The sequence below is a fragment of the Pseudomonas sp. K2I15 genome (genome assembly GCF_002204795.1).
In the GTDB taxonomy this organism is placed as follows: domain Bacteria; phylum Pseudomonadota; class Gammaproteobacteria; order Pseudomonadales; family Pseudomonadaceae; genus Aquipseudomonas.
This window is the reverse complement of record NZ_NIXO01000020.1, coordinates 62,209-86,603: the sequence shown is the minus strand read 5'-3', so window position 1 is coordinate 86,603 and position 24,395 is coordinate 62,209. Positions and strand designations below refer to the sequence as shown.

26 protein-coding genes and 1 pseudogene are annotated in these 24,395 nt (G+C 59.5%); 11 read left to right on the top strand and 16 right to left on the bottom strand.

Annotation, left to right across the window (positions count from 1 at the left end):
• The first annotated feature begins 326 nt into the window (after nt 1–326).
• Nucleotides 327–1,067, top strand: coding sequence for a two-component system response regulator OmpR (ompR, locus tag CEC48_RS14480; protein WP_003213175.1), 741 nt, complete (start codon nt 327–329; stop codon nt 1,065–1,067).
• A gap of 116 nt (nt 1,068–1,183) precedes the next feature.
• Nucleotides 1,184–2,497 carry an ATP-binding protein gene (locus CEC48_RS14475; RefSeq protein WP_088424391.1) on the top strand — a complete coding sequence of 438 codons (1,314 nt, stop codon included), beginning with the start codon at nt 1,184–1,186 and terminating at the stop codon, nt 2,495–2,497.
• A 123-nt stretch (nt 2,498–2,620) separates the two neighbouring features.
• Here the strand turns inward: CEC48_RS14475 and rimK are convergent, their stop codons facing one another.
• The 3 genes from rimK to CEC48_RS14460 are packed head-to-tail and all read right to left on the bottom strand — an operon-like array spanning nt 2,621 to nt 4,801.
• The gene (gene rimK / locus CEC48_RS14470; RefSeq protein WP_088424390.1) at nt 2,621–3,526 is read right to left on the bottom strand and encodes a 30S ribosomal protein S6--L-glutamate ligase; all 906 of its coding nucleotides are present in this window, start codon (nt 3,524–3,526) and stop codon (nt 2,621–2,623) included.
• Nucleotides 3,523–3,987 carry an ATP-dependent zinc protease gene (locus tag CEC48_RS14465; RefSeq protein ID WP_017478110.1) on the bottom strand — a complete coding sequence of 155 codons (465 nt, stop codon included), beginning with the start codon at nt 3,985–3,987 and terminating at the stop codon, nt 3,523–3,525. The genes rimK and CEC48_RS14465 overlap by 4 nt, the downstream gene beginning before the upstream one ends.
• A gap of 34 nt (nt 3,988–4,021) precedes the next feature.
• Entirely contained in the window at nt 4,022–4,801 is a 780-nt protein-coding gene (locus tag CEC48_RS14460; protein WP_088424389.1) for an EAL domain-containing protein, read from the bottom strand.
• Nucleotides 4,802–4,917: 116 nt separating this feature from the next.
• Between CEC48_RS14460 and CEC48_RS14455 the strand changes: the two genes are divergently transcribed.
• The 3 genes from CEC48_RS14455 (at nt 4,918) to CEC48_RS14445 (ending at nt 8,063) form a co-directional block, all read left to right on the top strand.
• Nucleotides 4,918–5,325 carry an RNA-binding S4 domain-containing protein gene (locus CEC48_RS14455; RefSeq protein WP_088424388.1) on the top strand — a complete coding sequence of 136 codons (408 nt, stop codon included), beginning with the start codon at nt 4,918–4,920 and terminating at the stop codon, nt 5,323–5,325.
• A 108-nt stretch (nt 5,326–5,433) separates the two neighbouring features.
• Nucleotides 5,434–6,336: an Hsp33 family molecular chaperone HslO gene (gene hslO / locus CEC48_RS14450; protein ID WP_088424387.1), complete on the top strand. Its 903-nt coding sequence runs from the start codon at nt 5,434–5,436 to the stop codon at nt 6,334–6,336.
• A gap of 179 nt (nt 6,337–6,515) precedes the next feature.
• Entirely contained in the window at nt 6,516–8,063 is a 1,548-nt protein-coding gene (locus CEC48_RS14445) for a phosphoenolpyruvate carboxykinase (protein ID WP_088424386.1), read from the top strand.
• 57 nt (nt 8,064–8,120) lie between these two features.
• Here CEC48_RS14445 and CEC48_RS14440 read toward each other — a convergent pair whose 3' ends face one another.
• The 6 genes from CEC48_RS14440 to CEC48_RS14415 form a co-directional block, all read right to left on the bottom strand.
• Complete coding sequence (locus CEC48_RS14440; protein WP_088424385.1) at nt 8,121–8,972, bottom strand: DMT family transporter; 852 nt, start codon at nt 8,970–8,972, stop codon at nt 8,121–8,123.
• 112 nt (nt 8,973–9,084) lie between these two features.
• Complete coding sequence (locus CEC48_RS14435; RefSeq protein ID WP_088424402.1) at nt 9,085–9,462, bottom strand: DUF1493 family protein; 378 nt, start codon at nt 9,460–9,462, stop codon at nt 9,085–9,087.
• A 274-nt stretch (nt 9,463–9,736) separates the two neighbouring features.
• Nucleotides 9,737–10,219, bottom strand: coding sequence for a hypothetical protein (locus tag CEC48_RS14430; protein ID WP_088424384.1), 483 nt, complete (start codon nt 10,217–10,219; stop codon nt 9,737–9,739).
• 272 nt (nt 10,220–10,491) lie between these two features.
• A complete protein-coding gene (locus CEC48_RS14425) occupies nt 10,492–10,821 on the bottom strand; it encodes a hypothetical protein (protein ID WP_088424383.1) in 330 nt (109 codons plus the stop codon).
• Between the two features lie 304 nt (nt 10,822–11,125).
• Nucleotides 11,126–11,719 carry a putative adenosine monophosphate-protein transferase Fic gene (locus tag CEC48_RS14420; protein WP_088424382.1) on the bottom strand — a complete coding sequence of 198 codons (594 nt, stop codon included), beginning with the start codon at nt 11,717–11,719 and terminating at the stop codon, nt 11,126–11,128.
• On the bottom strand, nt 11,719–11,889 hold the full coding sequence (locus tag CEC48_RS14415; protein ID WP_088424381.1) for a YhfG family protein: 171 nt from the start codon (nt 11,887–11,889) through the stop codon (nt 11,719–11,721). The genes CEC48_RS14420 and CEC48_RS14415 overlap by 1 nt, the downstream gene beginning before the upstream one ends.
• Nucleotides 11,890–12,064: 175 nt before the next feature.
• Between CEC48_RS14415 and CEC48_RS14410 the strand changes: the two genes are divergently transcribed.
• The 3 genes from CEC48_RS14410 to CEC48_RS14400 all read left to right on the top strand — a co-directional run bounded on the left by CEC48_RS14410 (nt 12,065) and on the right by CEC48_RS14400 (nt 15,862).
• Nucleotides 12,065–13,240, top strand: a complete 1,176-nt coding sequence (locus CEC48_RS14410; protein ID WP_088424380.1) for a tetratricopeptide repeat protein — start codon at nt 12,065–12,067, stop codon at nt 13,238–13,240.
• 229 nt (nt 13,241–13,469) lie between these two features.
• Complete coding sequence (locus CEC48_RS14405; RefSeq protein WP_088424379.1) at nt 13,470–15,407, top strand: ATP-dependent DNA helicase RecQ; 1,938 nt, start codon at nt 13,470–13,472, stop codon at nt 15,405–15,407.
• A gap of 23 nt (nt 15,408–15,430) precedes the next feature.
• The gene (locus CEC48_RS14400; RefSeq protein ID WP_088424378.1) at nt 15,431–15,862 is read left to right on the top strand and encodes a thioesterase family protein; all 432 of its coding nucleotides are present in this window, start codon (nt 15,431–15,433) and stop codon (nt 15,860–15,862) included.
• On the opposite strand, the pseudogene CEC48_RS31845 reads toward CEC48_RS14400, so the two are convergent.
• The 5 genes and pseudogenes from CEC48_RS31845 to CEC48_RS14380 all read right to left on the bottom strand — a co-directional run.
• A pseudogene (locus CEC48_RS31845) lies at nt 15,855–15,944 on the bottom strand (outer membrane lipoprotein carrier protein LolA); the annotation flags it as partial. The gene CEC48_RS14400 and the pseudogene CEC48_RS31845 overlap by 8 nt on opposite strands.
• Nucleotides 15,945–15,968: 24 nt before the next feature.
• Complete coding sequence (locus tag CEC48_RS14395; protein WP_088424377.1) at nt 15,969–16,448, bottom strand: glycine zipper domain-containing protein; 480 nt, start codon at nt 16,446–16,448, stop codon at nt 15,969–15,971.
• Between the two features lie 324 nt (nt 16,449–16,772).
• Entirely contained in the window at nt 16,773–19,121 is a 2,349-nt protein-coding gene (locus CEC48_RS14390; protein WP_088424376.1) for an FdhF/YdeP family oxidoreductase, read from the bottom strand.
• The gene (gene fdhD / locus CEC48_RS14385) at nt 19,118–19,957 is read right to left on the bottom strand and encodes a formate dehydrogenase accessory sulfurtransferase FdhD (protein ID WP_088424375.1); all 840 of its coding nucleotides are present in this window, start codon (nt 19,955–19,957) and stop codon (nt 19,118–19,120) included. Before fdhD ends, CEC48_RS14390 begins: the two co-directional genes overlap by 4 nt.
• Before the next feature lie 95 nt (nt 19,958–20,052).
• The gene (locus CEC48_RS14380; protein WP_088424374.1) at nt 20,053–20,940 is read right to left on the bottom strand and encodes a LysR family transcriptional regulator; all 888 of its coding nucleotides are present in this window, start codon (nt 20,938–20,940) and stop codon (nt 20,053–20,055) included.
• 159 nt (nt 20,941–21,099) lie between these two features.
• Between CEC48_RS14380 and lysM the strand changes: the two genes are divergently transcribed.
• On the top strand, nt 21,100–21,540 hold the full coding sequence (gene lysM, locus CEC48_RS14375) for a peptidoglycan-binding protein LysM (protein WP_088424373.1): 441 nt from the start codon (nt 21,100–21,102) through the stop codon (nt 21,538–21,540).
• A gap of 120 nt (nt 21,541–21,660) precedes the next feature.
• Here the strand turns inward: lysM and yrfG are convergent, their stop codons facing one another.
• Nucleotides 21,661–22,323, bottom strand: a complete 663-nt coding sequence (yrfG, locus tag CEC48_RS14370) for a GMP/IMP nucleotidase (RefSeq protein ID WP_088424372.1) — start codon at nt 22,321–22,323, stop codon at nt 21,661–21,663.
• A gap of 87 nt (nt 22,324–22,410) precedes the next feature.
• Here yrfG and nudE point away from each other — a divergent pair, with 87 nt between their 5' ends.
• Both nudE and cysQ read left to right on the top strand, forming a co-directional pair.
• Entirely contained in the window at nt 22,411–22,977 is a 567-nt protein-coding gene (gene nudE / locus CEC48_RS14365; RefSeq protein ID WP_088424371.1) for an ADP compounds hydrolase NudE, read from the top strand.
• Nucleotides 22,974–23,810 carry a 3'(2'),5'-bisphosphate nucleotidase CysQ gene (cysQ, locus tag CEC48_RS14360; protein ID WP_088424370.1) on the top strand — a complete coding sequence of 279 codons (837 nt, stop codon included), beginning with the start codon at nt 22,974–22,976 and terminating at the stop codon, nt 23,808–23,810. Before nudE ends, cysQ begins: the two co-directional genes overlap by 4 nt.
• Nucleotides 23,811–23,923: 113 nt before the next feature.
• Here cysQ and CEC48_RS14355 read toward each other — a convergent pair whose 3' ends face one another.
• Nucleotides 23,924–24,379, bottom strand: coding sequence for a thioesterase domain-containing protein (locus tag CEC48_RS14355; protein ID WP_088424369.1), 456 nt, complete (start codon nt 24,377–24,379; stop codon nt 23,924–23,926).
• Nucleotides 24,380–24,395: the final 16 nt, after the last annotated feature.

Sequence of the window (24,395 nt, the reverse complement as noted above, 5' to 3'; positions counted from 1 at the left end):
CAGGCCCGGAAAACAAGGCTTGCGAGGCTGGTTGAGCGGCCCGACTGGCGCCGCTGCCTGGGTCAAGAGGCAGCCTATTGACCCTCGAAATCGAAAAAGTCACTACAAGCGGGTGAAAAAAATCCCCTGGCAGTAAACGGTAACGAACTAACGTTGCCCTGCACAAAGGCGCCGCATTATAACCAGCGTTCCGCGCTTGGGGGGATTGCGCCAATGGTTGTAGGGCGCGGGTTCGCTGGCGGTAGAGGAAAAATCTGCTAACAATGCACACGGTGCGTATAACGGCAGCTACGCCATAATGCGCGCCGAGATAAGAGGAGCATCTAATGAGCAGCACTGCACAAACTGCTGAAGGCGAAAAAATTCTCATCGTTGATGACGATCCGGGGCTGAGCAGCCTGCTGGAGCGTTTCTTCAACTCCAAGGGCTACCGTGCCCGCGCGGTGCCAAACACCGAACAGATGGACCGCCTGTTGGGACGTGAAGTCTTCAACCTGGTGGTGCTGGACCTGATGCTGCCCGGCGAAGACGGCCTGACCGCCTGCAAACGCCTGCGCGGTGCCAACAATCAGATCCCGATCATCATGCTGACCGCCAAGGGCGATGAGCTGAGCCGCATCAAGGGCCTGGAACTGGGCGCCGACGATTACCTGGCCAAGCCGTTCAACCCCGATGAGCTGATGGCGCGGGTCAAGGCCGTACTGCGTCGCCAGGCCGCCCCGGTACCGGGCGCTCCAGGCAGCGAAGACGAAAGCGTGACCTTCGGTGACTACGAGCTGTCTCTGGCCACCCGTGAGCTAAAGCGTGGCGATGAAGTGCACATGCTGACCACCGGCGAATTCGCCGTGCTCAAGGCACTGGTGATGAACGCTCGCCAGCCGCTGACCCGCGACAAGCTGATGAACCTGGCCCGTGGCCGCGAGTGGGACGCCCTTGAGCGCTCCATCGACGTACAGATCTCCCGTCTGCGCCGGATGATCGAGCCCGATCCATCCAAGCCACGTTATATCCAGACGGTGTGGGGCGTGGGTTACGTGTTTGTGCCGGATGGCACTGCAACCAAGTGACCGATGATTTGCAGAAGCGGGCCTGCCGGTGTTGACTCGATAAGAGTCAGCCGGTTGCCCGGCGTTTGCAATTCTGCGAGCCTCGCTCGCTCCTGCAAGGTGTCTAGCTGTCTTCTATGAAAACCCCGTTGTGGTTCCCACAGAGTTTCTTCTCACGCACCCTTTGGTTGGTGCTCATCGTCGTACTGTTTTCCAAGGCCCTGACACTGGTTTATCTGTTGATGAACGAAGACGTGCTGGTGGACCGACAGTACAGCCACGGTGTCGCCCTGACCTTGCGCGCCTATTGGGCCGCAGACCCCGAGAACCGCGAGAAGATCGCCAAGGCCGCCACCCTGGTCCGGGTCGCGGGCGCAGGCGTGCCCGAGGGCGAGCAACATTGGCCCTACAGCGAAATCTACCAACGCCAGATGCAAGCCGAGCTGGGTGAAGACACCGAGGTGCGGCTGCGTATGCATGTGTCGCCGGCGCTGTGGGTGCGCGCGCCCAGCCTGGGCGAGGACTGGCTGAAAGTGCCGCTGTACCCGCATCCGCTGCGGGGGCAGAAGATCTGGAACGTACTGGGCTGGTTCCTGGCGATTGGTTTGCTTTCCACCGCGTCTGCCTGGATTTTCGTGCGCCAACTCAACCAGCCACTTAAACGGCTGGTGTTTGCTGCACGGCAACTGGGTCAAGGCCGCAGCGTGCGCCTGCCCATCAGCGACACACCGAGTGAAATGACCGAGGTGTACAGCGCGTTCAACCAGATGGCCGAGGATGTTGAACAGGCGGGCCGCGAGCGCGAGCTGATGCTGGCGGGAGTGTCCCATGACCTGCGCACGCCGCTGACGCGCTTGCGGCTGTCCCTGGAGCTGATGGGCAACCACACCGACCTTACCGACGACATGGTGCGCGACATCGAGGACATGGACGCGATTCTCGACCAGTTCCTGGCGTTTATCCGCGATGGTCGGGACGAAGTGGTGGAAGAGGTCGACCTGACAGACCTGGTGCGTGAGGTGGTCGCGCCCTACAACCAGAACGGCGAGCAGGTGCGCATGCGCCTGGAGCCTATCCAGCCGTTCGCGTTGCGTCGGGTGTCGATGAAGCGCTTGCTGAACAACCTGATTGGCAACGCCTTGCATCATGCCGGTTCCGATGTGGAAGTGGCGGCGTATGTCTCCGGGGATACCAGTGCGCCTTACGTGGTGCTGAGTGTCATAGACCGTGGCGCAGGTATCGATCCGGCGGAGCTGGAAGGCATCTTCAACCCGTTCACCCGTGGCGATCGTGCCCGGGGTGGCAAGGGCACCGGCCTGGGGCTGGCGATTGTGCGGCGGATTGCTTCAATGCATGGCGGCAATGTCGAATTGCGCAACCGCCCAGATGGTGGGCTGGAAGCGCGAGTGCGCTTGCCGTTGGGGCTGATGTTGCCTAGAGACGCGGTCTAATGTGGGAGCGGGCTTGCTCGCGAAGGCGGTGGGTCAGTCCATAGAAATGTCGACTGATTCACCGCCTTCGCGAGCAAGCCCGCTCCCACACTAGTTTTGCGGTGCTTTATAGGTCGGGTGTATTCAACCCTTGCCTTTGGTGCGCGTCATATTCGGCCCACCACTCTTCTCCAAATGCTGAATGATGATCCCCGCCACATCCTTGCCGGTGGTGGTCTCAATTCCTTCCAGGCCTGGTGACGAGTTCACCTCCATCACCAGCGGCCCGTGGTTGGAGCGCAAGATATCCACACCCGCCACACTCAACCCCATGACCTTGGCCGCCCGAAGGGCCGTCATGCGTTCTTCCGGGGTGATCTTGATCAGGCTGGCGCTGCCGCCACGGTGCAGGTTGGAGCGAAACTCCCCCGGCTTGGCCTGGCGCTTCATCGCGGCAATCACCTTGTCGCCCACCACGAAGCAGCGGATATCCGCACCGCCGGCTTCCTTGATGTACTCCTGCACCATGATGTTTTGCTTGAGGCCCATGAACGCCTCGATCACCGACTCGGCCGCTGTCGCGGTCTCGCACAGCACCACGCCGATGCCCTGGGTGCCTTCCAGCACCTTGATCACCAGCGGCGCGCCGTTGACCATCTCGATCAGGTCGGGAATGTCGTCCGGGGAGTGCGCAAAGCCGGTCACCGGCAAGCCAATGCCCCGGCGCGACAGCAACTGCAGAGAGCGCAGCTTGTCCCGCGAACGGGCGATGGCCACCGATTCATTGAGGGGGAACACCCCCATCATTTCAAACTGGCGCAACACCGCGCAGCCATAAAACGTCACCGAAGCACCAATACGCGGGATCACCGCATCGAAGCCTTCCAGCGGTTTGCCCCGGTAGTGGATCTGCGGCTTATGACTGGCAATGTTCATATAGGCGCGCAACGTATCGATCACCACCATCTCATGGCCACGTTCGGTGCCGGCCTCGACCAGGCGACGGGTGGAATACAGACGCGGGTTACGCGACAGCACAGCGATCTTCATGCAACACCTGTGGCAGAGGTAGTAGAGACCGGGAACACCGGCTTGTCTTGAACGTATTTGAGGCCGGGATTGACCACCAGTTGGCCGTCAATCAGAGCTTTGGAACCCAGCAACAGGCGGTAACGCATGGCCTTGCGGCAGGCGAGGGTGAACTCCACCCGCCATACCCGATCACCCAGGGCCAGGGTGGTGCTGATCACGTACCGCACCTGGGCCTGGCCGTTGGAGCTCTTAATGGTTTTCATCGCCACCAGCGGTGCTTCACAGCGCCGGTGACGCAGTTGCACCACGCTGCCCAGGTGCGCAGTGAAGCGCACCCACTTTGCACCGTCGCGCTCAAATGGCTCGATCTCGGTGGCATGCAGGCTTGAGGTACTGGCGCCGGTGTCGATCTTTGCGCGCAGGCCCGCCACTCCCAAGTCGGGCAGTGCCACCCACTCACGCAGACCCACAACGGTCAAATGGTCAAATGTCTTCAATATGAATAACCAGCAATTAAGTCGCCCAGGCGTCGGGTGATACCTCGGCCAGGGCTTTGAATGCAGGCTTGGCGAACCAGTAGCCCTGCATCAGAAATATTCCACAGTCGGCGAGAAAGTCCCGCTCACCGGCACTTTCGATGCCCTCGGCGATGACAGTAACGCCCAACTGCTCACAGATTGTGACAATCCCCCGGACGATCACCTGACGGACACGATCACGGTCGACATCGCGGATCAGCGCCATGTCGAGTTTGATCAAGTCAGGTTGGAAATCGGCCAGCAGATTCAGCCCAGAATAGCCCGCCCCGAAATCGTCGATGGCGGTCTTGAAGCCGAATTCGCGGTATTCACGCAGAATATTCGTCAAATGGCGATAGTTATCTACGTGCTCGCTTTCCAGTGTCTCGAAAATCAGCCGATCCAGCGGAAAATTGTGCGCGCGGGCCGCTTCCAGGGTGCTGCGAATGCACAGTTCAGGCCGGTAGACCGCGTTGGGCATGAAGTTGATTGAAAGATGCGTCTGCATGCCCAGTGTCGAGGCGGTGGCAATCGCCTGAGTTCTGCAGCGCTGGTCAAAGCGATAGCGGTTGCTGTGGTTGACCTGATCAAGCACCGACAGCGCGCCTTCACCATTGACGCCGCGTACCAAGGCTTCATGGGCAAAGATCGACTGGTCCCGCAGGTCTACGATAGGTTGATAGGCGAAGGCAAACTCAAAACCCAGCGGTTCGCTTTGCTGACAACCCTCACAGCCTTGTTTGGGTGAGGTGAGTGAAACAGGAAAGTCGGTCACACGTTAACCTCGCGAAAACAGGATGCTACCTGGCGTATCTTAGGTGAGCTCAAGGGTTTATGCGTTGAAGGGTTTCAACGGTAAAGTTGCGACATTTGTCAGAGCGAGGAATTCAAGTGGCTCAGAAGCAGGAAGAGGAAGAAAAAGTCCGTTTGGACAAGTGGCTGTGGGCGGCGCGCTTCTTCAAGACCCGTGCCTTGGCCAAGGCGGCTATCGAGAGTGGCAAGGTGCATTGGCGTGGCGAGCGTTGCAAGCCCGGCAAGGAGCCTCGCATTGGCGATGAGTTCCAGATTCGTGTCGGCTTTGATGAACGAACCGTGGTGGTGCAGGCACTTTCAATTGTGCGAAAAGGTGCCCCCGAGGCACAGGCGCTGTATGCCGAAACCGAAGCCAGCATCGCCAAGCGCGAAAACGCGGCGACGATGCGCAAGGCCGGCTCCCTGGGCATGACCACCGACGGCAAGCCGAGTAAGAAACAGCGTCGCGACCTGTTCAAGTTTCGCGGCAGTGGCAACGACGATTGAGTCCACCGGTAATCGCCCAGCGTGCGGACTGGCTTGGAACAAACCGGGATTGTTCATAAACTGTTGCATCTTTGCGTTAAAACTCCCCAATTTCAGATACCCAGACCTATGACTGATCTACCGGATACCGACTTCACCCAACGCTTCATCTTCGACGACAGCGACGCCCGCGGCGAACTGGTCGCGCTGGAGCGAAGCTATGCCGAGGTCCTCGCCAAGCACCCCTACCCGGAGCCGGTTGCGCAATTGCTCGGCGAGCTGATGGCCGCCGCCTCGCTGCTGGTGGGCACCCTGAAGTTCGATGGCTTGCTGATCCTGCAGGCCCGTTCCGAAGGCCCGATCCCGCTGCTGATGATCGAGTGCTCCAGCGACCGCGAAATCCGTGGCCTGGCCCGTTACGACGCCGACCGGATCGCCCCCGACGCGACCCTGGCCGACCTGATGCCCGACGGCGTGCTGGCGCTGACTGTCGACCCGACCGTAGGCCAGCGTTACCAGGGCATCGTCGACCTCGACGGCGAAACCCTGTCTGACTGCTTCACCAACTATTTCGTGATGTCCCAGCAAGTGGGCACCCGCTTCTGGCTCAACGCCGACGGCAAGCGCGCCCGTGGCCTGCTGCTGCAACAACTGCCGGCCGACCGCATCAAGGATGAAGAAGATCGCGCCGAGAGCTGGGCACACATCACCGCTTTGGCTGGCACCTTGAAAGCCGAAGAACTGCTGGGCCTGGACAACGAAACCATCTTGCACCGCCTTTACCACGAAGATGCCGTGCGCCTGTTCGACGTGCAATCCCTGCGCTTCAACTGCAGTTGCTCCCGCGAGCGCTCGGCCACAGCCCTTGTCAGCCTGGGCCTGGAAGACGCGCAGGATCTGGTGGTGGAACACGGTGGCAACATCGAGATCGACTGCCAGTTCTGCAACCAGCGCTACCTGTTCGACGCCGCCGATATTGCTCAATTATTCGCCGGCGCAGGCGTAGATACCCCATCGGGCACCCGCCACTAAAACGTTTAAGCACAGGTAAATCACCTGACAAACGCCGGATTTCCGCCGTTCTGACCGGAGGGCCCTACTCTTTTTGGGCTTTTCTGGCATAATCCGCCCCACTTTTTTCGCGGTAGTAGTGCGCAACTTTCTACTACAAAACGTTTGGAGCACTCGGCCACTGGCCGACGGGGAACCTCATGACGCAAGCCAATAACGCCGTATACACCGACCTGAGTGTTGACGATCTGGTCAAAGAAGCCCTGCAGCGCGGTGAAGGCGAGCTTGCCGATACTGGCGCGCTGGTCGTACGTACCGGTCACCGTACCGGCCGTTCGCCGGTCGACCGTTTCATCGTTGAAGAGCCTTCCACCCAGGCAGCCATTGCCTGGGGCCCGATCAACCGCAAGTTCCCGGCCGACAAGTTCGACGCCCTGTGGAACCGCGTTGAAGCCTTCATCGGCGAGCGCGAGCGTTTTGTATCCCACGTTCACGTAGGCTCCGATCCAGCGCACTACCTGCCGGTCAAAATGACCACCGGTACCGCCTGGCACAACCTGTTCGGCCGCTGCCTGTTCATCAACCCGGAAGCTGGCCAGTACAACGCCGGCGGCAAGGGCGAGTGGCAAATCCTCAACGTTCCGGAGTTCGTCTGCGAACCTGAGCGTGACGGCACCAACTCCGACGGCACCGTGATCATCAACTTCGCGGCCAAAAAAGTGCTGATTGCTGGCATGCGCTACGCCGGCGAAATGAAAAAAGCCCTGTTCTCCGTACAGAACTTCCTGCTGCCGGCGGCCGACGTGCTGCCAATGCACTGCGCCGCCAACATGGGCGAAGAGGGCGACGTCACGTTGTTCTTCGGCCTGTCGGGCACCGGTAAAACCACCCTGTCCGCCGACGAAAGCCGCTACCTGATTGGCGACGACGAACACGGCTGGGGCGTGGGCGTGGTGTTCAACATCGAAGGCGGTTGCTATGCCAAGTGCATCGACCTGTCCGAGAAAAACGAGCCGGTCATCTGGAAAGCCATCCAACATGGCGCAGTGTTAGAAAACGTCGTACTTGATGCCGACAAAAAGGCCGACTACGCCGACGACAGCCTGACCCAGAACAGCCGCGCGGCTTACCCGCGTGAACTGATCGAAAAACGCGCACCGAAAAACCTCGGTGGCGAGCCAAACGCCGTGATCTTCCTGACCTGCGACCTGACCGGCGTACTGCCGCCAGTCTCGATCCTCAGCGAAGAACAAGCGGCCTACCACTTCCTGTCCGGCTACACCGCACTGGTGGGCTCGACCGAAATGGGTTCGGGCGCCGGCATCAAGTCGACCTTCTCTACCTGCTTCGGCGCACCGTTCTTCCCGCGCCCGGCTGGCGAATACGCAGAGCTGCTGATCAAGCGCATCCGCGGCTTTGGCTCCAAGGTCTACCTGGTCAACACCGGCTGGACCGGCGGCGGCTACGGCGTTGGCAAGCGCTTCAACATCCCGACCACGCGTGGCGTGATTGCAGCGATCCAGAGCGGTGCGTTGATTGATGCTGAGACTGAGCACCTCGACACCATCAACCTGGACGTGCCGTTGGCTGTGCCGGGCGTTGATACTGGCCTGTTGAACCCACGTAACACCTGGGCTGACAAGGCTGCTTACGATGAAGCGGCGAAAGCGCTGGCGGGTCTGTTTGTTGAGAACTTCAAGAAGTTTGAAGTGAGCGACGCGATCAAGGCTGCGGGTCCGAAGTTGTAAGATTCGGCAGTTATGAAAAAGCCGCCCCTTGTGGGCGGCTTTTTTGTGGGCGAAGGATTAGTCGACGAGGTGCAAAACCACGGCGCCTACTAAAACCAGCACCACGCCGGTTATTTGCACCGCTGACAGGCGTTCTTTGAAAAACACGAACCCTAGAATCGCGGCGATCCCGCCGGATAAGGTACTGATCACGGTTACTACCGAAACCGACCCTGCCATTGCGCCCCACGAGAATGCCGAGAACCCGCCAAGGTTCATCAGGCTGGCTCCGGTCAGCGTTGCGCAGTTTTTCAGCGGTGGGATTTTCAGGCCGTCTTTGACTTTAAGTACCATCAATACCAGCACGCACAGGCCGACCAAATACCCAAGCCAAAGCATCGTGACGGGGCCCAGTGTCGGCAGGGTGTAGCGGCCTTGCACCCAAAAGCTGGTTCCGTACAAAAGTGCAGCGAGCATCGCGTAGGCGATCGAGCGACTGGAGCTGTTGTGAGGCACGCCGTTGTACTTGTGGATGCTGGAGAGGATCACACCCATCACGCATAGAGCGATGCAGCCGAGTTGGATCAAGCTGATGTGTTCGCCGCTGGCCCATGACAGCAACGTAGTGACGACGCCGTAGGACGTCACCAGAGGCGCGACGATGGCTGCTTTACCCAATGCGAAGGCCTTGGACAGTGCGAGTGCGCCAGAGACGGTCAGCAGCGCTGCTGCGGCTCCCAGGAGCCACACACTCAAAGGCGCTGCGAGGGATTTGACGAGGAAGGTCGGGAATATGAGCAGCAGCAGGGTCATGATCAGGAAGCCCAAGGCCTGGCCGAAGTACACCGCGCGTTTTACGCCGACGGCTCGGGCGTTGAGGCCCACGAGGAAGTCCGTGCCGCCCCAGAGCAGGGCGGCCAACAGGCCCATTAGTACGTCCATGTAAGGTCCTTGTTATTTTTGATGGCTGCGGTGTATCAGGTCATAGATGTATCGACTGCTTGGGCCTCATCGCGAGCAAGCTCGGCTCCCACATTGATCTTCAGCGTGTTTGAGGGCTGTGTTCGCTCGGGATTTCCAGGGCTTGCGTGTCCCAGCGTTGGGCCTTGATAGCCAGGTAGAGCATGCCGATGGTCAGCGGGATTTTATCGCCGCGACCTTTGGCTCGGCGTTTCAGGAACACATCGAAGACCGGAGGCTGGAAGTAACGATAAGCGTCGTAGTCGTTCAAGTCGACGGCGAAGTCTTGTTCCAGCGCCTCCATGAATTGCTTGGCCTCGGTGCCGTCACAGCCCAAGTCCAGGTTGATTGAGGTTTCGAGGCGGATGGTTTTGTGTTTGGGCAAGCCGATTTCGTCGTGCAGCAGTTGCAGGAGTTGCTGCATGGCGGCGTCTTCGGGGAAGTGGGGGGCCAGGTTCATGGTGGGGGCACGCTGGAGTGGGTGAGGAGGGCGGTTACGTTTCCGGCGGAATTTATTTCGTGTGATGAACAGTGCCAAGCCTATCAAGAACAGGGCGATAGGGAGGAGTTGAATGCTGAGAATGATGGCCACGTAGGGTAGCCAGAAAGTCAGGATTAGCGCCGTCGTTAGAAAGATGAGGGCAAATCGCGTTCTGATTGTGGCGTCGGTGATTTGGTAGTGCAGCAGCAGGTAAGCGGCGAAAAAGCACGCTGCTTGTAAGTAGAGCATCTGACTATGACTCATTTGAGTACACGTGCATTGAGGACGTAGAGTGTTGAGGGCCGATTCCGCCTTTAACTTGAGCGTCTATACCGATGATGATGTCTGCGCTATGGAAATTACGAAGCTTGCGAAATATCAAATCGCTGACGGCATTCTCCACCATCGATTTTGCGTGTTCAGAAATGATCCCCATGGGTGCTGCGACAGCCCCTGAAACCGTTTGCTTGATCAGATTATTTCGACTGTTTAAATATTCTGCCTGTTTCCGGGTCAACGGTTTTGAAATCGCTACGGTCATCAGGCACGGCAGATCCCGAGCCAGCATTTTTTCGTACAGGTTTTGTAGTCGAAGGCGAACCTCCATAGCAGAGGTTTGTGCGTCAATCAGGCACAGAGTGGCGAGTTTGTGTCGGTTATGGGGTGTTACGGTAAATCGGATCACGGTGAACGTGACGCCATAGTGGCCGATGTATTGAGTCCTTTCGAGGTTCACGGGGTTTTTGCCGAGTAGATGACGGAGCGCTAGTTTCGGTCAGGCTGCGGTGAGTTCTATAGAGGGATTGGCTGGTGCGGGAAGCAGTTTGGGAAGGATATGGCATGGCGCTCGGCGTTTTCTTACGGCCTTATCCTGGATTTGCAGTGGATTGATACTTCGCAGGCGACTGAATCAAAAGTGGAGGCCGGGCTTGCCCGCGATGGCGGTGTGTCAGTGGTAGAAGTGTTGTCTGACACTCTGCTATCACAGGCAAGCCAGCTCCCACATTTTTAGCTCTGCGACTGCTCAGATGGCGTTCGCTTTACGGCGTCGGTGGTGGTGAGTTGCATCATGCCGGTTTGGGCGGCTTCCAGCAGGTCGCAACCGTCTTGGACGAGCAGGTACAAGGCGTTGGTGATATGGGAAATGTCTTTGAGGTCGGCCTGTTCGAAGGTCAGGCAGGAGAAGGTTTCGAGCAGATCGGCTGCAGCGCGGATGCGTTGGTGGGCTGCGGACTGGATATCTTCGGCGGCGGCTTCGGTGTCGATGAGCAGGGGGTGGGTATCGGTGAAGTTGGTGCCAAGTGGAAGGTAGCGGTTTATCGCTTCAGGTGTTTGCATTTGAAGGTACTCGGTTTGCTGTTAAGTAACCATCATCACCGTGGCCAAACGATGGGTGGCGGACTGTGCGCAGGTTGGCCAACCGGAAACAGCAATCCGGCACGTCCGAGGACGTCCCACACACAGCCGCCATAACATTGCGCTGAGAAGACGATAGACGTCCGCCAGACAAGTGATGGCACTTATGTGTGCTGTTTTCGAGTGACCAAACCCGGTCGCTGAATTTGCAACGACGGGGCGAACCTTGGCGGGAGTGCGGGGCGAGAGCAATAAACAGATCGTTACCAGCTTTAACGATCAGGGGCTAGCGCGGGGTGCTGATACACCGTTCGAAAATCGCCTCCAACCCCCGGTAATCACACGCCACCGCATCGATGTTCGCCGGTATCCACGCTGCGTTCTTCACCAGCCACCAGTTCACTGAAAACCCGGCATTCACGATGATCTGCTCGAACAGAATCCGTTGCGCCCGGCCATTCCCTTCGCGAAACGGGTGGATCACGTTGAGGTCGCCATAAGCCTCGGCGATTTGCCTCACCAACTCTGCCTGCGTCAACCCGATAAACCAGTTGGCCTGTGCCATGTGCTGGATGATCTTGGCCGCCTCGGGCGGAATACGCTCCGGCGTGCAAAACAATGTGTCGCCCTTCTGAATGTTGACCGTACGCAGCTCGCCGGCCCATTCGTAGATGTCCCCGAACAGGGTGCGGTGGATGTGTTGCAGGCGTTCAAGGTCGTAGGGCGGGGGATACAGCGGAAGGCTGCCTACGGCAATTTCAGACAATTCCCGCTCGGCCTGGTGCAGGCGCTCTTCATCGAACAAATCGAGGCGGTTACGCAGGACGCTGCTACCGGGGTAGCAGTACGGGTCCTGGCCCACGCCGTATTTGTCGAGCATCAGCGTTCAGTGTTGCGGTACTTGGCGAGGACGGCTTCGCGGGTCGGCAGGGGTTTGTCGACGTCGGCGGGCTGGGTGTCGAACCCTTCCAGGCGCAGGCTGGCCAGGTAGTTGGAACGGCGGATCTTGTCGTAGTGATCCTGCTTTTGCTCAAACGTCAGTTCGCTCATGACAGCGTTCTCCTGGGTGGCAAGGCTAGATTGTAGCGCAATGCGTCTGGGCGTAGGCAGGATAAAACCCACGTCACATTTTGCATAAATTTTCGGCAAAACCCCTGAATTCAGCGTATGTTCCACCGCGAAATCTTACAGGACGTTTCGGTCCGTATCTTAAAGGGAGTTAAACATGGGTTTGCTTCGTGTCGCCTCGGCGATGTCATTGTGTGTGGCTGCGTTTTCGGTTCAGGCTGAGCAATTGCCGATCGAAGTGTTGAGCGCCGTGGTCAAGGACCAGAAGATTGCCGACGCCGAAGTGCTGCTGCAACGCAACGGCGCACAGAACGTGGTGGGCCGCACCAACGCCCAGGGTCAAGTCACCCTGACCAGCGAAGCCGCCGATGACGCCAGCAACCTGCTGATCATCAAAAAACCAGGCTACTCCAACCTGGTGGTCAAGTGCCCGTGCAAGGGCATGACCTACGCCGTAAGCCCGGTGATGGAAAACCTCGACGGCCTCCGTGTAGTGCTGACCTGGGGCCGCACGCCATCCGACCTCGACTCCCACATGATCTTCCCGGGCAACAACATCTACTTCCAAAGCAAGACCGGCACCGACGCCGAGCTGGATGTGGACGACACCGACAGCTACGGCCCGGAAACCATCACGCTGCAGAAGAAACATTACGGTGAAAGCTACGTCTACGCCGTGCATGACTTCACCAACCGTGGCAACCCGGGCTCGCGTGAACTCTCCGACAGCGAAGCCAAGGTGTTTGTGTACATGGGCCAGTCGCTGGTGCGCACCTACTATGTGCCGCAAAACCGCAGCGGTAACCTGTGGACCGTGTTCCGTATGACCGGCAATGGCGACTTCCAGGATATCAACACTTTCGCCGGCGTGAATGTCGAAGCCAAGAACGTGCTGAACGAAGTCAAGCCGCTGCTGGATGACAGTGTGGCGGTCGATGCAGTAGTGGTGAGCTCCGCCTCTCAAAGCGATGCGAAGAAACTGAACATCAAGGGCGAAGCTGCCTACCAGGCCGGTAACCTGGATCAGGCGATTGCCTACTTCCGCCAGGCTATCGACCTGGACAACGCCTTCGGCAAAGCCTACGGCAACCTCGGCCTTGCCTATCAGAAGGCCGGCAACACCGCTGAATCGATCTGGGCCAACCGTAAGGCGATCGCCTTGGCGAGCGGGCCGACGGCGGCCACCGTACGTGCAGGCTCGTACTACAACATTGCACGCATCTATGAAGCGGCAGGCCAATTCTCCGATGCGCTGCGTCACTACCAGTTGGCCAAGGAACAGAAGGCTAACCCGGTGTACGACACCGCAATCGAGCGCGTACAGAACCGCTGATTCAGCAACACCTCTTGGTACCCACAACGCGCCTTTTGGCGCGTTGTTCATTTCTGACCCGGCTCATTTCCTATTCCCACAACACCCGTCGAATAATGCTGAATCGGCCCTGGGCCATCCCGTACCCTGTGTATCATCCTGTCTCTTTTTTCCTTGCGACCTTTCTCGATTCGCTGAGTGCGCTGGTCTATGTTTTGGGCTCGTTCAGCGGTCAATGGAGTGACAGCTTATGCACAACACCCTCCAACAGGTCTTTGGTTATCCACAGTTTCGTTTGGGCCAGGAGGCGGCGATCAGCGCTGTGCTGGCCGGCCGTTCGGCGGCGGCGATTTTCCCCACCGGCTCCGGCAAGTCCCTTTGCTATCAACTGTCCGCCGTGTTGCTGCCGCACCTGACGCTGGTGGTGTCGCCGTTGCTGGCGTTGATGCAGGACCAGTTGGGTTTCTTGCAGCGCCACGGCATTTCCGCGGGCAGCATCGACTCGGCCCAAAGCCGCGATGACGCCAACGACGTCATGGCCCGGGCGCGTTCGGGCGAGCTGAAAATCCTGATGGTTTCCGTGGAGCGCTTGAAGAACGAGCGCTTCCGCAATTTCCTGCAAAGCGTGCCGATCTCGCTGCTGGTGGTGGACGAGGCTCACTGTATTTCCGAATGGGGCCACAACTTTCGCCCGGATTACCTGAAGCTGCCGGACTACCAACGCCAGTTCCGCATCCCCCAGGCGCTGCTGTTGACCGCTACGGCCAAGCCCAAGGTGATCGCCGACATGCAGGCCAAGTTCGCCATTGCGCCGGACGATGTGATCACCACAGGCTTCTACCGCGCCAACCTCAACCTGCTGGTGGAGCCCGTCGCCGGCCAGGACAAGCGTCGGCGCCTGGTGGCGTGGATGAACGAGCGGGCCAATCAGCCGAGCATCGTCTACGTCACCCTGCAGAAAACCGCCGAACATATTGCCGAGCATTTGAATCGCAACGGCATCCAGGCCGAGGCGTATCACGCGGGCTTGGCCCACGATAAGCGGGAGGGTATCCAGAAGCGATTTATGGGCGGCCAGTCCAATTGCATCGTTGCCACCATTGCCTTTGGCATGGGCATCGACAAGAGCGATATCCGCAACGTGGTGCACTTCGACCTGCCCAAATCCATCGAGAACTACAGCCAGGAAATCGGTCGCGCCGGGCGTGATGGGCAGCCGTCTGACTGTCTGGTTTTGGCTAACCGCGACAGCCTGAATGTTCTGGAAAACTTTGTGTACGGCGACACGCCGGAGCAGGAAGGTATTCGCCGTGTCCTGGATGAAATACAGGCGGTTCGTGGTGATGGGCAATGGGAGTTTTTGCTTCGGTCACTGTCGGACCACAGCAATATCCGTGAACTGCCGCTGAAGACTTTGCTGGTGCAACTTGAGCTCAAGGGTGTGATCGCGCCGCGCTACGCGTTTTACGCCGAATACCGCTTCAAATACCTGATTGAACCTGAAGCATTGCTGGCGCGTTTTTCCGGCGAGCGGCAGCAGTTTGTCGCGGCGATTATCCAGGTCTGCAAAAGGGCAAAAACCTGGGCGACGGTGGATTTCGACGCGCTGTATCAACAGCATCAGGCCGAGCGCAGCCGAGTGGTGAAGGCCCTGGATTACTTCCAGGAACAGGGCCTGATCGAGATGGAAAGCAAGCAGATGACCGAGGTCTACGGCCTGCTGAATCCCGACTTTGATCCACAGGCGCTGAGTGCGCAGTTATACACAGGCTTCAAGCAGCATGAGGTGACGGAGGTGGCGCGGATTCACGCCATGCTGGATTTGTTCGCTACAGTGGAGTGCCTGGGTTACCGCCTGGCGCATTATTTCGGCGACGAAAACGCGCCCCGGCAATGCGGGCATTGTTCGGTGTGCCACGGTAACGTCGCGCACTTGCCGGCGCCGCCAAGCTTGCCGCCGCTTGTGGATAAAAACTTCCAGGCGCTGTGCGGTGAATTTATCCACAGGCATCATGAGTACAACGGCCACGTGCCGGGCGCTGAACGTCTGACGCGGTTTTTAGGCGGGATCAGCGTGCCGTTGTTTACCAAACTGAAGGCGCGAGCCATACCTGGCTTCGCAGCGCTTGAGGAATATCCCTACGCCGAAGTGCGGGAATGGGCTGAAGCTCATTTGAGCGACCTGTAAATTCACTTACCCGAGATTTGTCCATGTCTGACTCTATGCCGCAGCGCGTCGATTACCGTCACTTCCAGCCGATCATCACGCGCTGGCACGACAACGATGTGTATGGCCATGTGAACAACGTCACCTACTACAGCTTCTTCGATACGGCGGTGAATACCTACCTGATCGAGCAGGGCGGGTTGGATATTCATGACGGCGAAGTGGTGGGGTTTGTGGTGAGTTCGGCGTGCGACTACTTTGCCTCGATTGCCTTTCCGGACCGCATTGAGATCGGCCTGCGGGTGGGCAAGTTGGGCAACAGTTCGGTGCAGTATGAGTTGGCGGTGTTCAAGGCTGGCGAAGAAGACGCCTGTGCCGCGGGGAGGTTTGTGCACGTGTTCGTGGATCGGGCGTCGAACCAGCCGGTGACGATTCCAGAAGCGCTGCGGGGTGCGTTGCAGCGCTTGGTACTGTAGGAGCGAGCTTGCTCGCGAAAAATCTGAGGGCACAGCGGGGGGTCAGGTTTCCATCGTCATCGTTGACGACCCTCGCGAGCAAGCTCGCTCCTACAGAAGCGGGGCCTTAGCGGTCGCGATAGTGATGCTTATTCTTGCGATGCCCATAAGCATGCCCGCGCCCGCGATGATCATCGCGGTCATAACGGCGGTTATCGCCCCCACGGTAACGACGATCATCGTTATCGCTCTTGTTGCCCATGTAGTTGCCCAGCGCGCCACCGGCACCGCCGCCGGCTGCTGCGCCGATCAGGCTGCCGGTGCTGCCGCCAACACTGCGGCCCACCACGTTGCCGCCGGCTGCGCCCAATGCGCCGCCAATGGCTGCTTCGCCACGGCTGCGTTTGTCTGCGCCGACCGCACTGCCGCCTGCGCCACCGAGGGCCGCACCGATAGTCGAACCGGTGTTACCGCCCAACTGCTGACCTACGACCGAACCTAAAACCCCGCCCAATGCGCCGCCCACACCGGCTTCGGTGGTGCCACCGGCCATGGCTGCGCCACTGACCAGGCCAAGGGACAACAAGAGAATCGAGGAGAACTTCATAGAGGAACCTCAAGAGGATGACGGCGCGATCCTGAGGTTGTATCGAGACGGTGACAATCGAAACCCGACCAGTGGTATAGGTTGTATACAATTATCTAAGTTGCTGTTTTTTATACGGAACTTAAGTCGATTTTTCGAGTCTTTAGTTACTTGGGAACGGCCGCTTTTATGCAAAAGCGGCCTTTTTTGTGTCTGTGAAAAAGCTTGGGGTGCTTCCTGTGGCGAGAGAGCTTGCTCCCGTTGGGCTGCGCAGCGGCCCCAAAATTTTTACGGGCGCTACGCACCCGAACGGGAGCAAGCTCCCTCGCCACAATGAGGTGTTGCTTAGGCCGACTTCGCCATGATCAACCCGGTCGCACTCGCTGCCTCCAACCGAATCGCCACGAATTTCGAGGTTGGCGTATGGCTGCCATCACCAGTGCTCTCCAGCGGCACCAGCGGGTTCACTTCCGGGTAATACGCCGCAGCCTGCCCAGCCGGAATATCAAACGCCAGCAAGGTAAAGCCCTTCACCCGACGCTCGCGCCCGTCATCCCAGATCGACACGATATCGGCCTTCTGCCCCGGCTTGAAGCCCAGACGGATGATGTCGGCTTCGTTGACGAACAGCACATCGCGCTGGCCCTTGACCCCACGATAGCGGTCATCCAGGCCATAAATGGTGGTGTTGTACTGATCGTGAGAACGCATCGACTGCATGATCAGGTCCGGCAACTGCCCGGTGTTGCGGGTGCGTTCGTGCACCAGGTCTTTGGGCAGGATGTTCGCACGGAAGTTGGCGCGGCCCGACGGTGTGTTCCAGCGACGTGCACCGGCTGAGTTGCCGAGGTAGAAACCGCCCGGGTTTTTCAGGCGTTCGTTGAAGTCCTTGAAGCCCGGGATGGTGTCGGCGATCAGGTCGCGAATGCGGTCGTAATCGGCCATCAGCCAGTTCCAGTCCACCGGCTTGCTACCCAAGGTCGCAGCGGCAATACCGGCCACAATCGCAGGCTCGGATTTCATCTGCTTCGACAGCGGCTGCAGCTGGCCATTGGACGCGTGGACCATGCTGAACGAGTCTTCCACGGTCACTGCTTGCGGGCCTTCGGCCTGGATGTCGATGTCGGTACGGCCCAGGCACGGCAGGATCAGTGCGTCCTTGCCGTGCATCAGGTGGCTGCGGTTGAGCTTGGTGCTGATCTGCACGGTCAGGTCGCAATTGCGCAGGGCTTCAAAGGTGCGCGGGCTGTCCGGTGTGGCTTGGGCGAAGTTGCCACCCAGGCCGATAAACACTTTGGAGCGGCCTTCGAGCATGGCGTGAATTGCTTCCACCACGTTGTGGCCATTGTCGCGCGGTACCTGGAACTGGAAGCGACGCTCCAGGGAATCGAGGAACGCCACTGGTGGCCGTTCGTTGATGCCCATGGTGCGGTCGCCCTGCACGTTACTGTGGCCACGCACGGGGCACAGGCCTGCGCCTGGGCGGCCGATGTTGCCGCGCAGCAGCATCAGGTTGGCGATTTCCTGGATGGTCGGCACCGAATGGCGATGCTGGGTGATGCCCATCGCCCAGCACATGATCACGTTTTTGCCTTTGGCGTACATGCGCGCCGCTTGCTCGATCTCCACCAGGGTCAGGCCGGACTGCTCGACGATTTCATCCCATGAGGTGTCGTCGATCTTGCCCAGGTAATCCAGCACGTTGGCGGTGTGTTCGTTGAGGAAGTCGTGGTCGAACACGGCTTCTTTCCCTTCAGCCTGGGCCTGGCGTTCCCACAGCAGCAGGAATTTGGCCATGCCGCGCAGGATGGCCATGTCGCCACCCAGTGCCGGGCGGAAGTAGGCGGTGTTGGTCGGCTTGTCGCCGTTGGTGAGCATTTCCAGCGGGTGTTGCGGGTGCTGGAAACGTTCCAGGCCACGCTCTTTCAGCGGGTTGATGCACACCACCTGGGCGCCGCGTTTCACGGCTTCGCGCAGTGGCTCCAGCATCCGTGGGTGGTTGGTGCCGGGGTTTTGGCCCCAGACGAAAATTGCGTCTGCATGCTCGAAGTCATCGAACGTCACGGTGCCTTTACCCACACCCACGCTTTGCGCCAGGGCGACGCCGCTGGCTTCGTGGCACATGTTCGAGCAGTCCGGGAAGTTGTTGGTGCCGTAGGAGCGCACGAACAGTTGATACAGGTAAGCCGCCTCGTTGCTGGCCCGGCCCGAGGTATAGAACTCGGCCATGTCCGGGTTTGGCAGTGCGTTGAGGTGCTTGCCGATCAGGTCGAAAGCCGACTCCCAGCTAATGGGCTTGTAGCGGTCGGTTTCGGCGTCGTAGCTCATCGGCTCGGTCAGGCGGCCCTGATATTCCAGCCAGTAGTCGCTCTGCTCCAGCAGCGCGCTGACGCTGTGCTTGGCGAAGAATGCCGCGTCGACCCGGCGCTTGGTGGCTTCCCAGTTGACCGCCTTGGCGCCGTTCTCGCAGAACTTGACCATGCCGCTTTCCGGCGAGTCGCCCCAGGCGCAGCCCGGGCAGTCGAAGCCGCCGTTCTGGTTGGTCTTGAGCATCATGCGGATGTTTTTCAGCGCGTTGTCGCTGGTCAGCCAGGCTTGCGCCACGCTGATCAGTGCACCCCAGCCACCGGCCGGGCCTTTGTAGGGCTTGTAGCGCGGGGTTGGTTTGTCGTCGGCTTGGTGATGAGTGCTCACGCTTGATTCTCCATCGCAGGGCTATAGACCCGCGGCGCACTTTTCTGCGGCAGGTGGATGAGATTGAGGTTGTGCCGGCGGGCCCATTGCAGGGCCAGGCCGGTGGGTGACGACAGGCTGACCAGGGTCTGGATGCCGGCGCGCAGTACTTTCTGGATCAGTTCGAGGCTGCAGCGACTGGTGACAATCGCCAGGCCGCCGTCGGTCGGAATCTTTTGGCGGATCAGCGCGCCGATCAGCTTGTCGAGGGCGTTATGCCGGCCAATGTCTTCACGGCCCAGCAGCAATTCGCCCTGATTGTTCATGAACACCGCCGCATGCACCGCGCCGCTGTATTGGCCCAAGGGCTGGAACGCGCTGATGCGTTGGCGCAGGCCGTCCAGCCATTCGGCAGGCGGCAAAGGCGCGCCGGGCAGCACCTTGAGGTTGGGCAGTGCCTGTTCCACGGCTTCCACACCGCATAGGCCACAGCCGCTGGTGCCAGCCAACTGCCGGCGCTGCTGCTTCATATTCCAGAAGGCGCGGCTGGAAATCTGCACCTGGGCGTATTGGGTCGAGCCCGAGCCGCTGATTTTCAGGTCATAAATGTCGCTAACGTCTTCGATAATGCCGCTACCGATGCTGAAGCCGAGAATAAAGTCTTCAAGGTCGGTGGGCGTCACCAGCATCACCGCCTGGCTGATGTCGTTATAGGCAATCGCCAACGCCACTTCCTCGGCGAGCGCGGTGCTGGCCGATTCGGTGTGTTCGAGATTACAAAACTGGTAGCTCTGGCTGGCGGCGGGCGCGGGCGTTTCAAGGGCGGGCGCCGCGCAGACTGGGCGCTGGGCGTTCATTGGGCATTACCACCGGGAGTATTCAGCTGTAAGACTAGGCGCGACAAAGGGTCGCGTCTAATCGTCAGTACTGATCTACCGATAGATGCCGTCGATCAAGGCTCCAGTAGCGATTTCTGGTACAGCGCAAAACACGCTTCCGCCAGCGCCGAGCGTGGTGCGCTACGCCGCATGATCAGCCCCAGGCGGGCCAAAGTGTGAGCATCTTCAATGGGTTGCAGCCGCAGGTGCTCGGTGAGGGCATCAAGGCCGCCGTCCAGGGGCATCACCGCGCAGCACAGCCCGCCATGCACGGCTTGTAACAATTGATGGACGGCATCCGTCTGCAACAGCGGCTGCGGGTTGAGGCCGCGGCTGTGGAAGTTGTGGTCGATGGACTGGCGAAAGTGCATGCCGCTGGTGAGCATTCCCAGGGGCAGTTCGATCAGCGCTTCCCAGCTCAGGGGCTTGTCGCCGAAGCTGAAGAACCGTTGGTCGTACAGCAGGCCCATGCGGGTTTCGCCCAGGGCCAGGGAGTCGAAACGCTCGGCGTCCAGGCGCTCCAGGTATGACACGCCGAGGTCCAGGCGGTTGCTGGCCAGTTGTTCGAGGATTTGCTCGGAGCTTAACGCTGACAATTCGAAGCGCAGGCTTGGGTGTTCCTTATGCAGCTTCTGCATCAACGCCAGCGGATCAAAACTGGACAGCGGCACCACGCCCAGGCGCAACGTACCCACCAGATTACCGCGACAGGCCGCCGCCTCGGCCTGCAAACCGTCATACGCCGCCAGCACCGTACGCGCCCAGGCCAATACGCGCTCACCCGGAGCGGTAAAACCTTCGAAACGCTGGCCGCGATTGACCAATGGAAGATCTAACTCTTCCTCCAGGCTGCGCAGGCGCATCGACAGGGTCGGCTGGGTGATATGGCAGCGTGCCGCTGCCTGGCCGAAGTGACGGGTTTCGTCGAGGGCGATGAGGAATTTCAGCTGTTTGATGTCCATCTTCGCTCCAGGGCGTGGTCCAGGCGGGGATTCTAGCGCGTTTGGGGTTGGGGCCAGGAACGGTAGGAATTATCCGGTCTTTGGACGGGCAGGAACCCAATTCTGCAGGACTGGTCTAGTCTTTTGCATCTGGAATTCATATCCCAAGGAGAGCGCACCATGAGTATTTTTAGTTTTGTTAAGGAAGCGGGCGAGAAGCTGGTCAAGCTGTTGACGCCGGGTAATGCCAACGCCAGTGAAGATCTGAAAAAGCATATTGAGGATGTAGGGCTGGGTAACCCGAACGTTCACGCTACCGTCGAGGGTGACAAGGTCACGATTTCCGGTGAGGTGGCGACGCAGGAAGAGAAAGAAAAAATCATCCTGGCGGCAGGCAATATTGCCGGTGTTGCGAGCGTTGAGGACCAGATCACCGTGTCCGGTCCGGTTGTCGCTGCGGCCCGCTTTGTTGTGGTGAAAAAGGGCGACACCCTGAGCGCGATTTCACTGGCGGTGTATGGCAACGCCAACCAGTACAACAAAATCTTCGAGGCCAACAAGCCGATGCTTAAAGATGTGAACAAAATCTACCCAGGGCAGACGCTGCGTATTCCTGAGTAATACGCGGACTAAATGTGGGAGCGGGCTTGCTCGCGAAAGCGGTGGATCAGTCAATATATTCAGTGGCTGACACACCGCCTTCGCGAGCAAGCCCGCTCCCACATTGGATCTTCAGCGTTGTTACAAACCTACAATCAACTCCCTGTACTCCCCAACCGCCGCAAACTCCGCCGTGTCCTTAGGCCCCTTCCGGCTGTCCGGTTCCTTCACCGCCAGCAAATGCCCCACGCCAAAATCCCGGGCGCTGCGCAGGATCGGCAAGGTGTCATCGATAAACAGGCTACGGGCCGGGTCGAAGGCGATGTCGGCGTGCAGGGCGTCCCAGAACTGCGGGTTTTCCTTGGCAAAACCATAGTCATGGGAGCTGATCAGCCGCTCGAAATAGGGCGCCAGCTCGATGCGTTCCAGCTTCAACGACAGCGAATCCCGATGGGCGTTGGTGATCAGGATCACCCGCTTACCCGCCTGTTTGATCGCCGCCAGGAAGGTATCGGCATCCGGGCGCAAGGCGATCAGGTGCGCGGTTTCCAGCTTGAGCTCCCGCACCGGGATCTTGAGTTCGGCGCTCCAGAAATCCAGGCAATACCATTGCAACTGTCCGGCGTTACGCTCGAACAGCGGCTGCAGTTCCATCTCGGCCATGGCCCGGCTCACGCCATGCAGTTCGGCATAGCGCTGGGGCAGGTGCTCCATCCAGAAATGGTTGTCGAAGTGCAGGTCGAGCAAGGTGCCGTCCATGTCCAGCAGGACGGTGTCGATGGCGTGCCAGGGCAATGGAGGCATAAAGAACACTCATGTAAGAAAAGATATCCGACACAGACAATCGGAAAAGCCACGGTATAGTAACCCGATCACGCCAAGGAGCCGCTCATGCGCCAGAAACCCACCGTCCTCGCCCGCGAAATAGTCGCCAGTAGCCGTTTGTTCCGCGTGGAGGAAGTGCAATTGCGCTTTTCCAATGGCGTGGAGCGGACCTACGAGCGCCTGGTGGGCAGAGGCGCCGGTTATGGCGCGGTGATGATCGTGGCAATGATCGACGCGGACCATGCGCTGCTGATCGAAGAATATTGCGGCGGCACCGACGAGTATGAACTGTCATTGCCCAAGGGCTTGATCGAGCCGGGCGAAGACGTGTTGGCGGCGGCCGACCGAGAGCTCAAGGAAGAGGCCGGGTTTGGCGCCCGCCAATTGGAACACATCACCGAGCTTTCGCTGTCTCCCGGCTACATGAGCCAGAAAATCCAGGTGGTGCTGGCCACTGAGCTGTATGAAGAACGCCTGGAAGGCGACGAGCCGGAGCCGATGCGCGTCGACCGGGTCAACCTGCGGGAGCTCTCGCAGTTGGCGCAAAACGAGCAGTTTAGCGAGGGCCGCGCCTTGGCGGCGCTGTATCTGGTGCGCGACTTGTTGACTCAACGTGGAGCGTTCCAGCCATGAGCGAACTGTTCCTGGGTCACCCGTTTATTGCCCCTGTGATTGAATTGGCCCGCCAGGCCGGTGAGGTCATCCTGCCGTATTGGCGCGCTGATGTTGCCGTGACCACCAAGAGCGATGATTCACCGGTCACCGCCGCCGACCTGGCCGCCCACCATCTGATCCTCGCCGGGCTCACCGCCCTGGACCCGAGCATTCCGGTGCTGTCTGAAGAAGACGCGGATATCGACCAGAGCGTGCGCGCCGGTTGGCAGCGCTGGTGGTTGGTGGACCCGCTGGATGGCACCAAGGAGTTTATCTCCGGCAGCGAGGAGTTCACCGTCAACATCGCCTTGATCGAACAGGGACGGGTGGTGTTCGGCGTGGTGTCGATGCCTACCAGTGGTCGTTGCTACTTCGGTGGCGCAGGGCTGGGCGCCTGGCGCTCCGATGTGAGTGAGCCGCCCAAGCAGATTCAGGTGCGCCAGACGCCAGCGGCGGGCGAAGCGTTTACGGTGGTTGCCAGTCGTCGGCATACCAGCCCGGAGCAGGATCGTCTGCTGGCGGGCTTGAGTGCGGGATTGGGCGAGCTGAAGCTGGCGAATATCGGCAGCTCGTTGAAGTTTTGCTTGTTGGCTGAGGGCAGCGCCGATTGTTATCCGCGCCTGGCGCCGACCTCGCAGTGGGACACGGCGGCGGCACAGGGCGTGCTGGAAGGGGCGGGCGGTGAAGTGCTGGAGCTGAATGGACAACCATTCAGTTATCCGGCGCGGGAATCACTATTGAATCCGTTCTTTTTGGCATTGCCGGCCAAGGCCGAATGGCGCGAACGGTTGCTGACCCTGGCTCGTTCTTAGACACAGCACCGATCAAAAATGTGGGAGCGGGCTTGCTCGCGAATGCGGTGGATCAGCCAATACATCTGGTGACTGACACACTGCCTTCGCGAGCAAGCCCGCTCCCACATTTGTTAGGTGTGCAGGACATACTGCCCGGTAAAGGTCACGGCCCGCTCTTTACTGTCCTCATTGACGATCCACGTCTCCAGCGCCAACCGCGCCCGGCCATAACGCTTATAGGTCGCCACAAACCGCTTCCACACCTTCTCTTCCGGTGCCTGGCAAACCACCACCGCATCCCGCGTCACCGGCAGCGGATAACTGATCTGCCCTTCCTGAATCACGATGTGCCCGTCTTCGATCCCTTCCTCACGCAACTGCAAATGCAGCCAGCCCCAGCCCGCCAGCACGGCACCGCAATACAGGCTGCCGCCAAACATGGTGCTCTTGTGGTTGATGTTGGCGCCGAGCGGCAAGCGCAGTTGCAGTTGCCGGTCCTGCCAGTCGAGCACCTTGAGGCCCATTTCCCGGGTCAGGGGAATGTCGTGGTGAAGGATCGATTCCAGGTAACGGCTATCGCGACTCATGGTGGCCTCGTGGCAG

What these genes read in the sequence shown, in the direction of transcription:
- ompR (WP_003213175.1), top strand. Translation starts at nt 327, where the DNA reads ATGAGCAGCACTGCACAAACTGCTGAAGGCGAAAAAATTCTCATCGTT.
- CEC48_RS14475 (WP_088424391.1), top strand. Translation starts at nt 1,184, where the DNA reads ATGAAAACCCCGTTGTGGTTCCCACAGAGTTTCTTCTCACGCACCCTT.
- rimK (WP_088424390.1), bottom strand. Translation starts at nt 3,526, where the DNA reads ATGAAGATCGCTGTGCTGTCGCGTAACCCGCGTCTGTATTCCACCCGT.
- hslO (WP_088424387.1), top strand. Translation starts at nt 5,434, where the DNA reads ATGACTGATCTACCGGATACCGACTTCACCCAACGCTTCATCTTCGAC.
- CEC48_RS14445 (WP_088424386.1), top strand. Translation starts at nt 6,516, where the DNA reads ATGACGCAAGCCAATAACGCCGTATACACCGACCTGAGTGTTGACGAT.
- CEC48_RS14440 (WP_088424385.1), bottom strand. Translation starts at nt 8,972, where the DNA reads ATGGGCCTGTTGGCCGCCCTGCTCTGGGGCGGCACGGACTTCCTCGTG.
- CEC48_RS14435 (WP_088424402.1), bottom strand. Translation starts at nt 9,462, where the DNA reads ATGAACCTGGCCCCCCACTTCCCCGAAGACGCCGCCATGCAGCAACTC.
- CEC48_RS14425 (WP_088424383.1), bottom strand. Translation starts at nt 10,821, where the DNA reads ATGCAAACACCTGAAGCGATAAACCGCTACCTTCCACTTGGCACCAAC.
- CEC48_RS14420 (WP_088424382.1), bottom strand. Translation starts at nt 11,719, where the DNA reads ATGCTCGACAAATACGGCGTGGGCCAGGACCCGTACTGCTACCCCGGT.
- CEC48_RS14415 (WP_088424381.1), bottom strand. Translation starts at nt 11,889, where the DNA reads ATGAGCGAACTGACGTTTGAGCAAAAGCAGGATCACTACGACAAGATC.
- CEC48_RS14410 (WP_088424380.1), top strand. Translation starts at nt 12,065, where the DNA reads ATGGGTTTGCTTCGTGTCGCCTCGGCGATGTCATTGTGTGTGGCTGCG.
- CEC48_RS14405 (WP_088424379.1), top strand. Translation starts at nt 13,470, where the DNA reads ATGCACAACACCCTCCAACAGGTCTTTGGTTATCCACAGTTTCGTTTG.
- CEC48_RS14400 (WP_088424378.1), top strand. Translation starts at nt 15,431, where the DNA reads ATGTCTGACTCTATGCCGCAGCGCGTCGATTACCGTCACTTCCAGCCG.
- CEC48_RS14395 (WP_088424377.1), bottom strand. Translation starts at nt 16,448, where the DNA reads ATGAAGTTCTCCTCGATTCTCTTGTTGTCCCTTGGCCTGGTCAGTGGC.
- fdhD (WP_088424375.1), bottom strand. Translation starts at nt 19,957, where the DNA reads ATGAACGCCCAGCGCCCAGTCTGCGCGGCGCCCGCCCTTGAAACGCCC.
- CEC48_RS14380 (WP_088424374.1), bottom strand. Translation starts at nt 20,940, where the DNA reads ATGGACATCAAACAGCTGAAATTCCTCATCGCCCTCGACGAAACCCGT.
- lysM (WP_088424373.1), top strand. Translation starts at nt 21,100, where the DNA reads ATGAGTATTTTTAGTTTTGTTAAGGAAGCGGGCGAGAAGCTGGTCAAG.
- yrfG (WP_088424372.1), bottom strand. Translation starts at nt 22,323, where the DNA reads ATGCCTCCATTGCCCTGGCACGCCATCGACACCGTCCTGCTGGACATG.
- nudE (WP_088424371.1), top strand. Translation starts at nt 22,411, where the DNA reads ATGCGCCAGAAACCCACCGTCCTCGCCCGCGAAATAGTCGCCAGTAGC.
- cysQ (WP_088424370.1), top strand. Translation starts at nt 22,974, where the DNA reads ATGAGCGAACTGTTCCTGGGTCACCCGTTTATTGCCCCTGTGATTGAA.
- CEC48_RS14355 (WP_088424369.1), bottom strand. Translation starts at nt 24,379, where the DNA reads ATGAGTCGCGATAGCCGTTACCTGGAATCGATCCTTCACCACGACATT.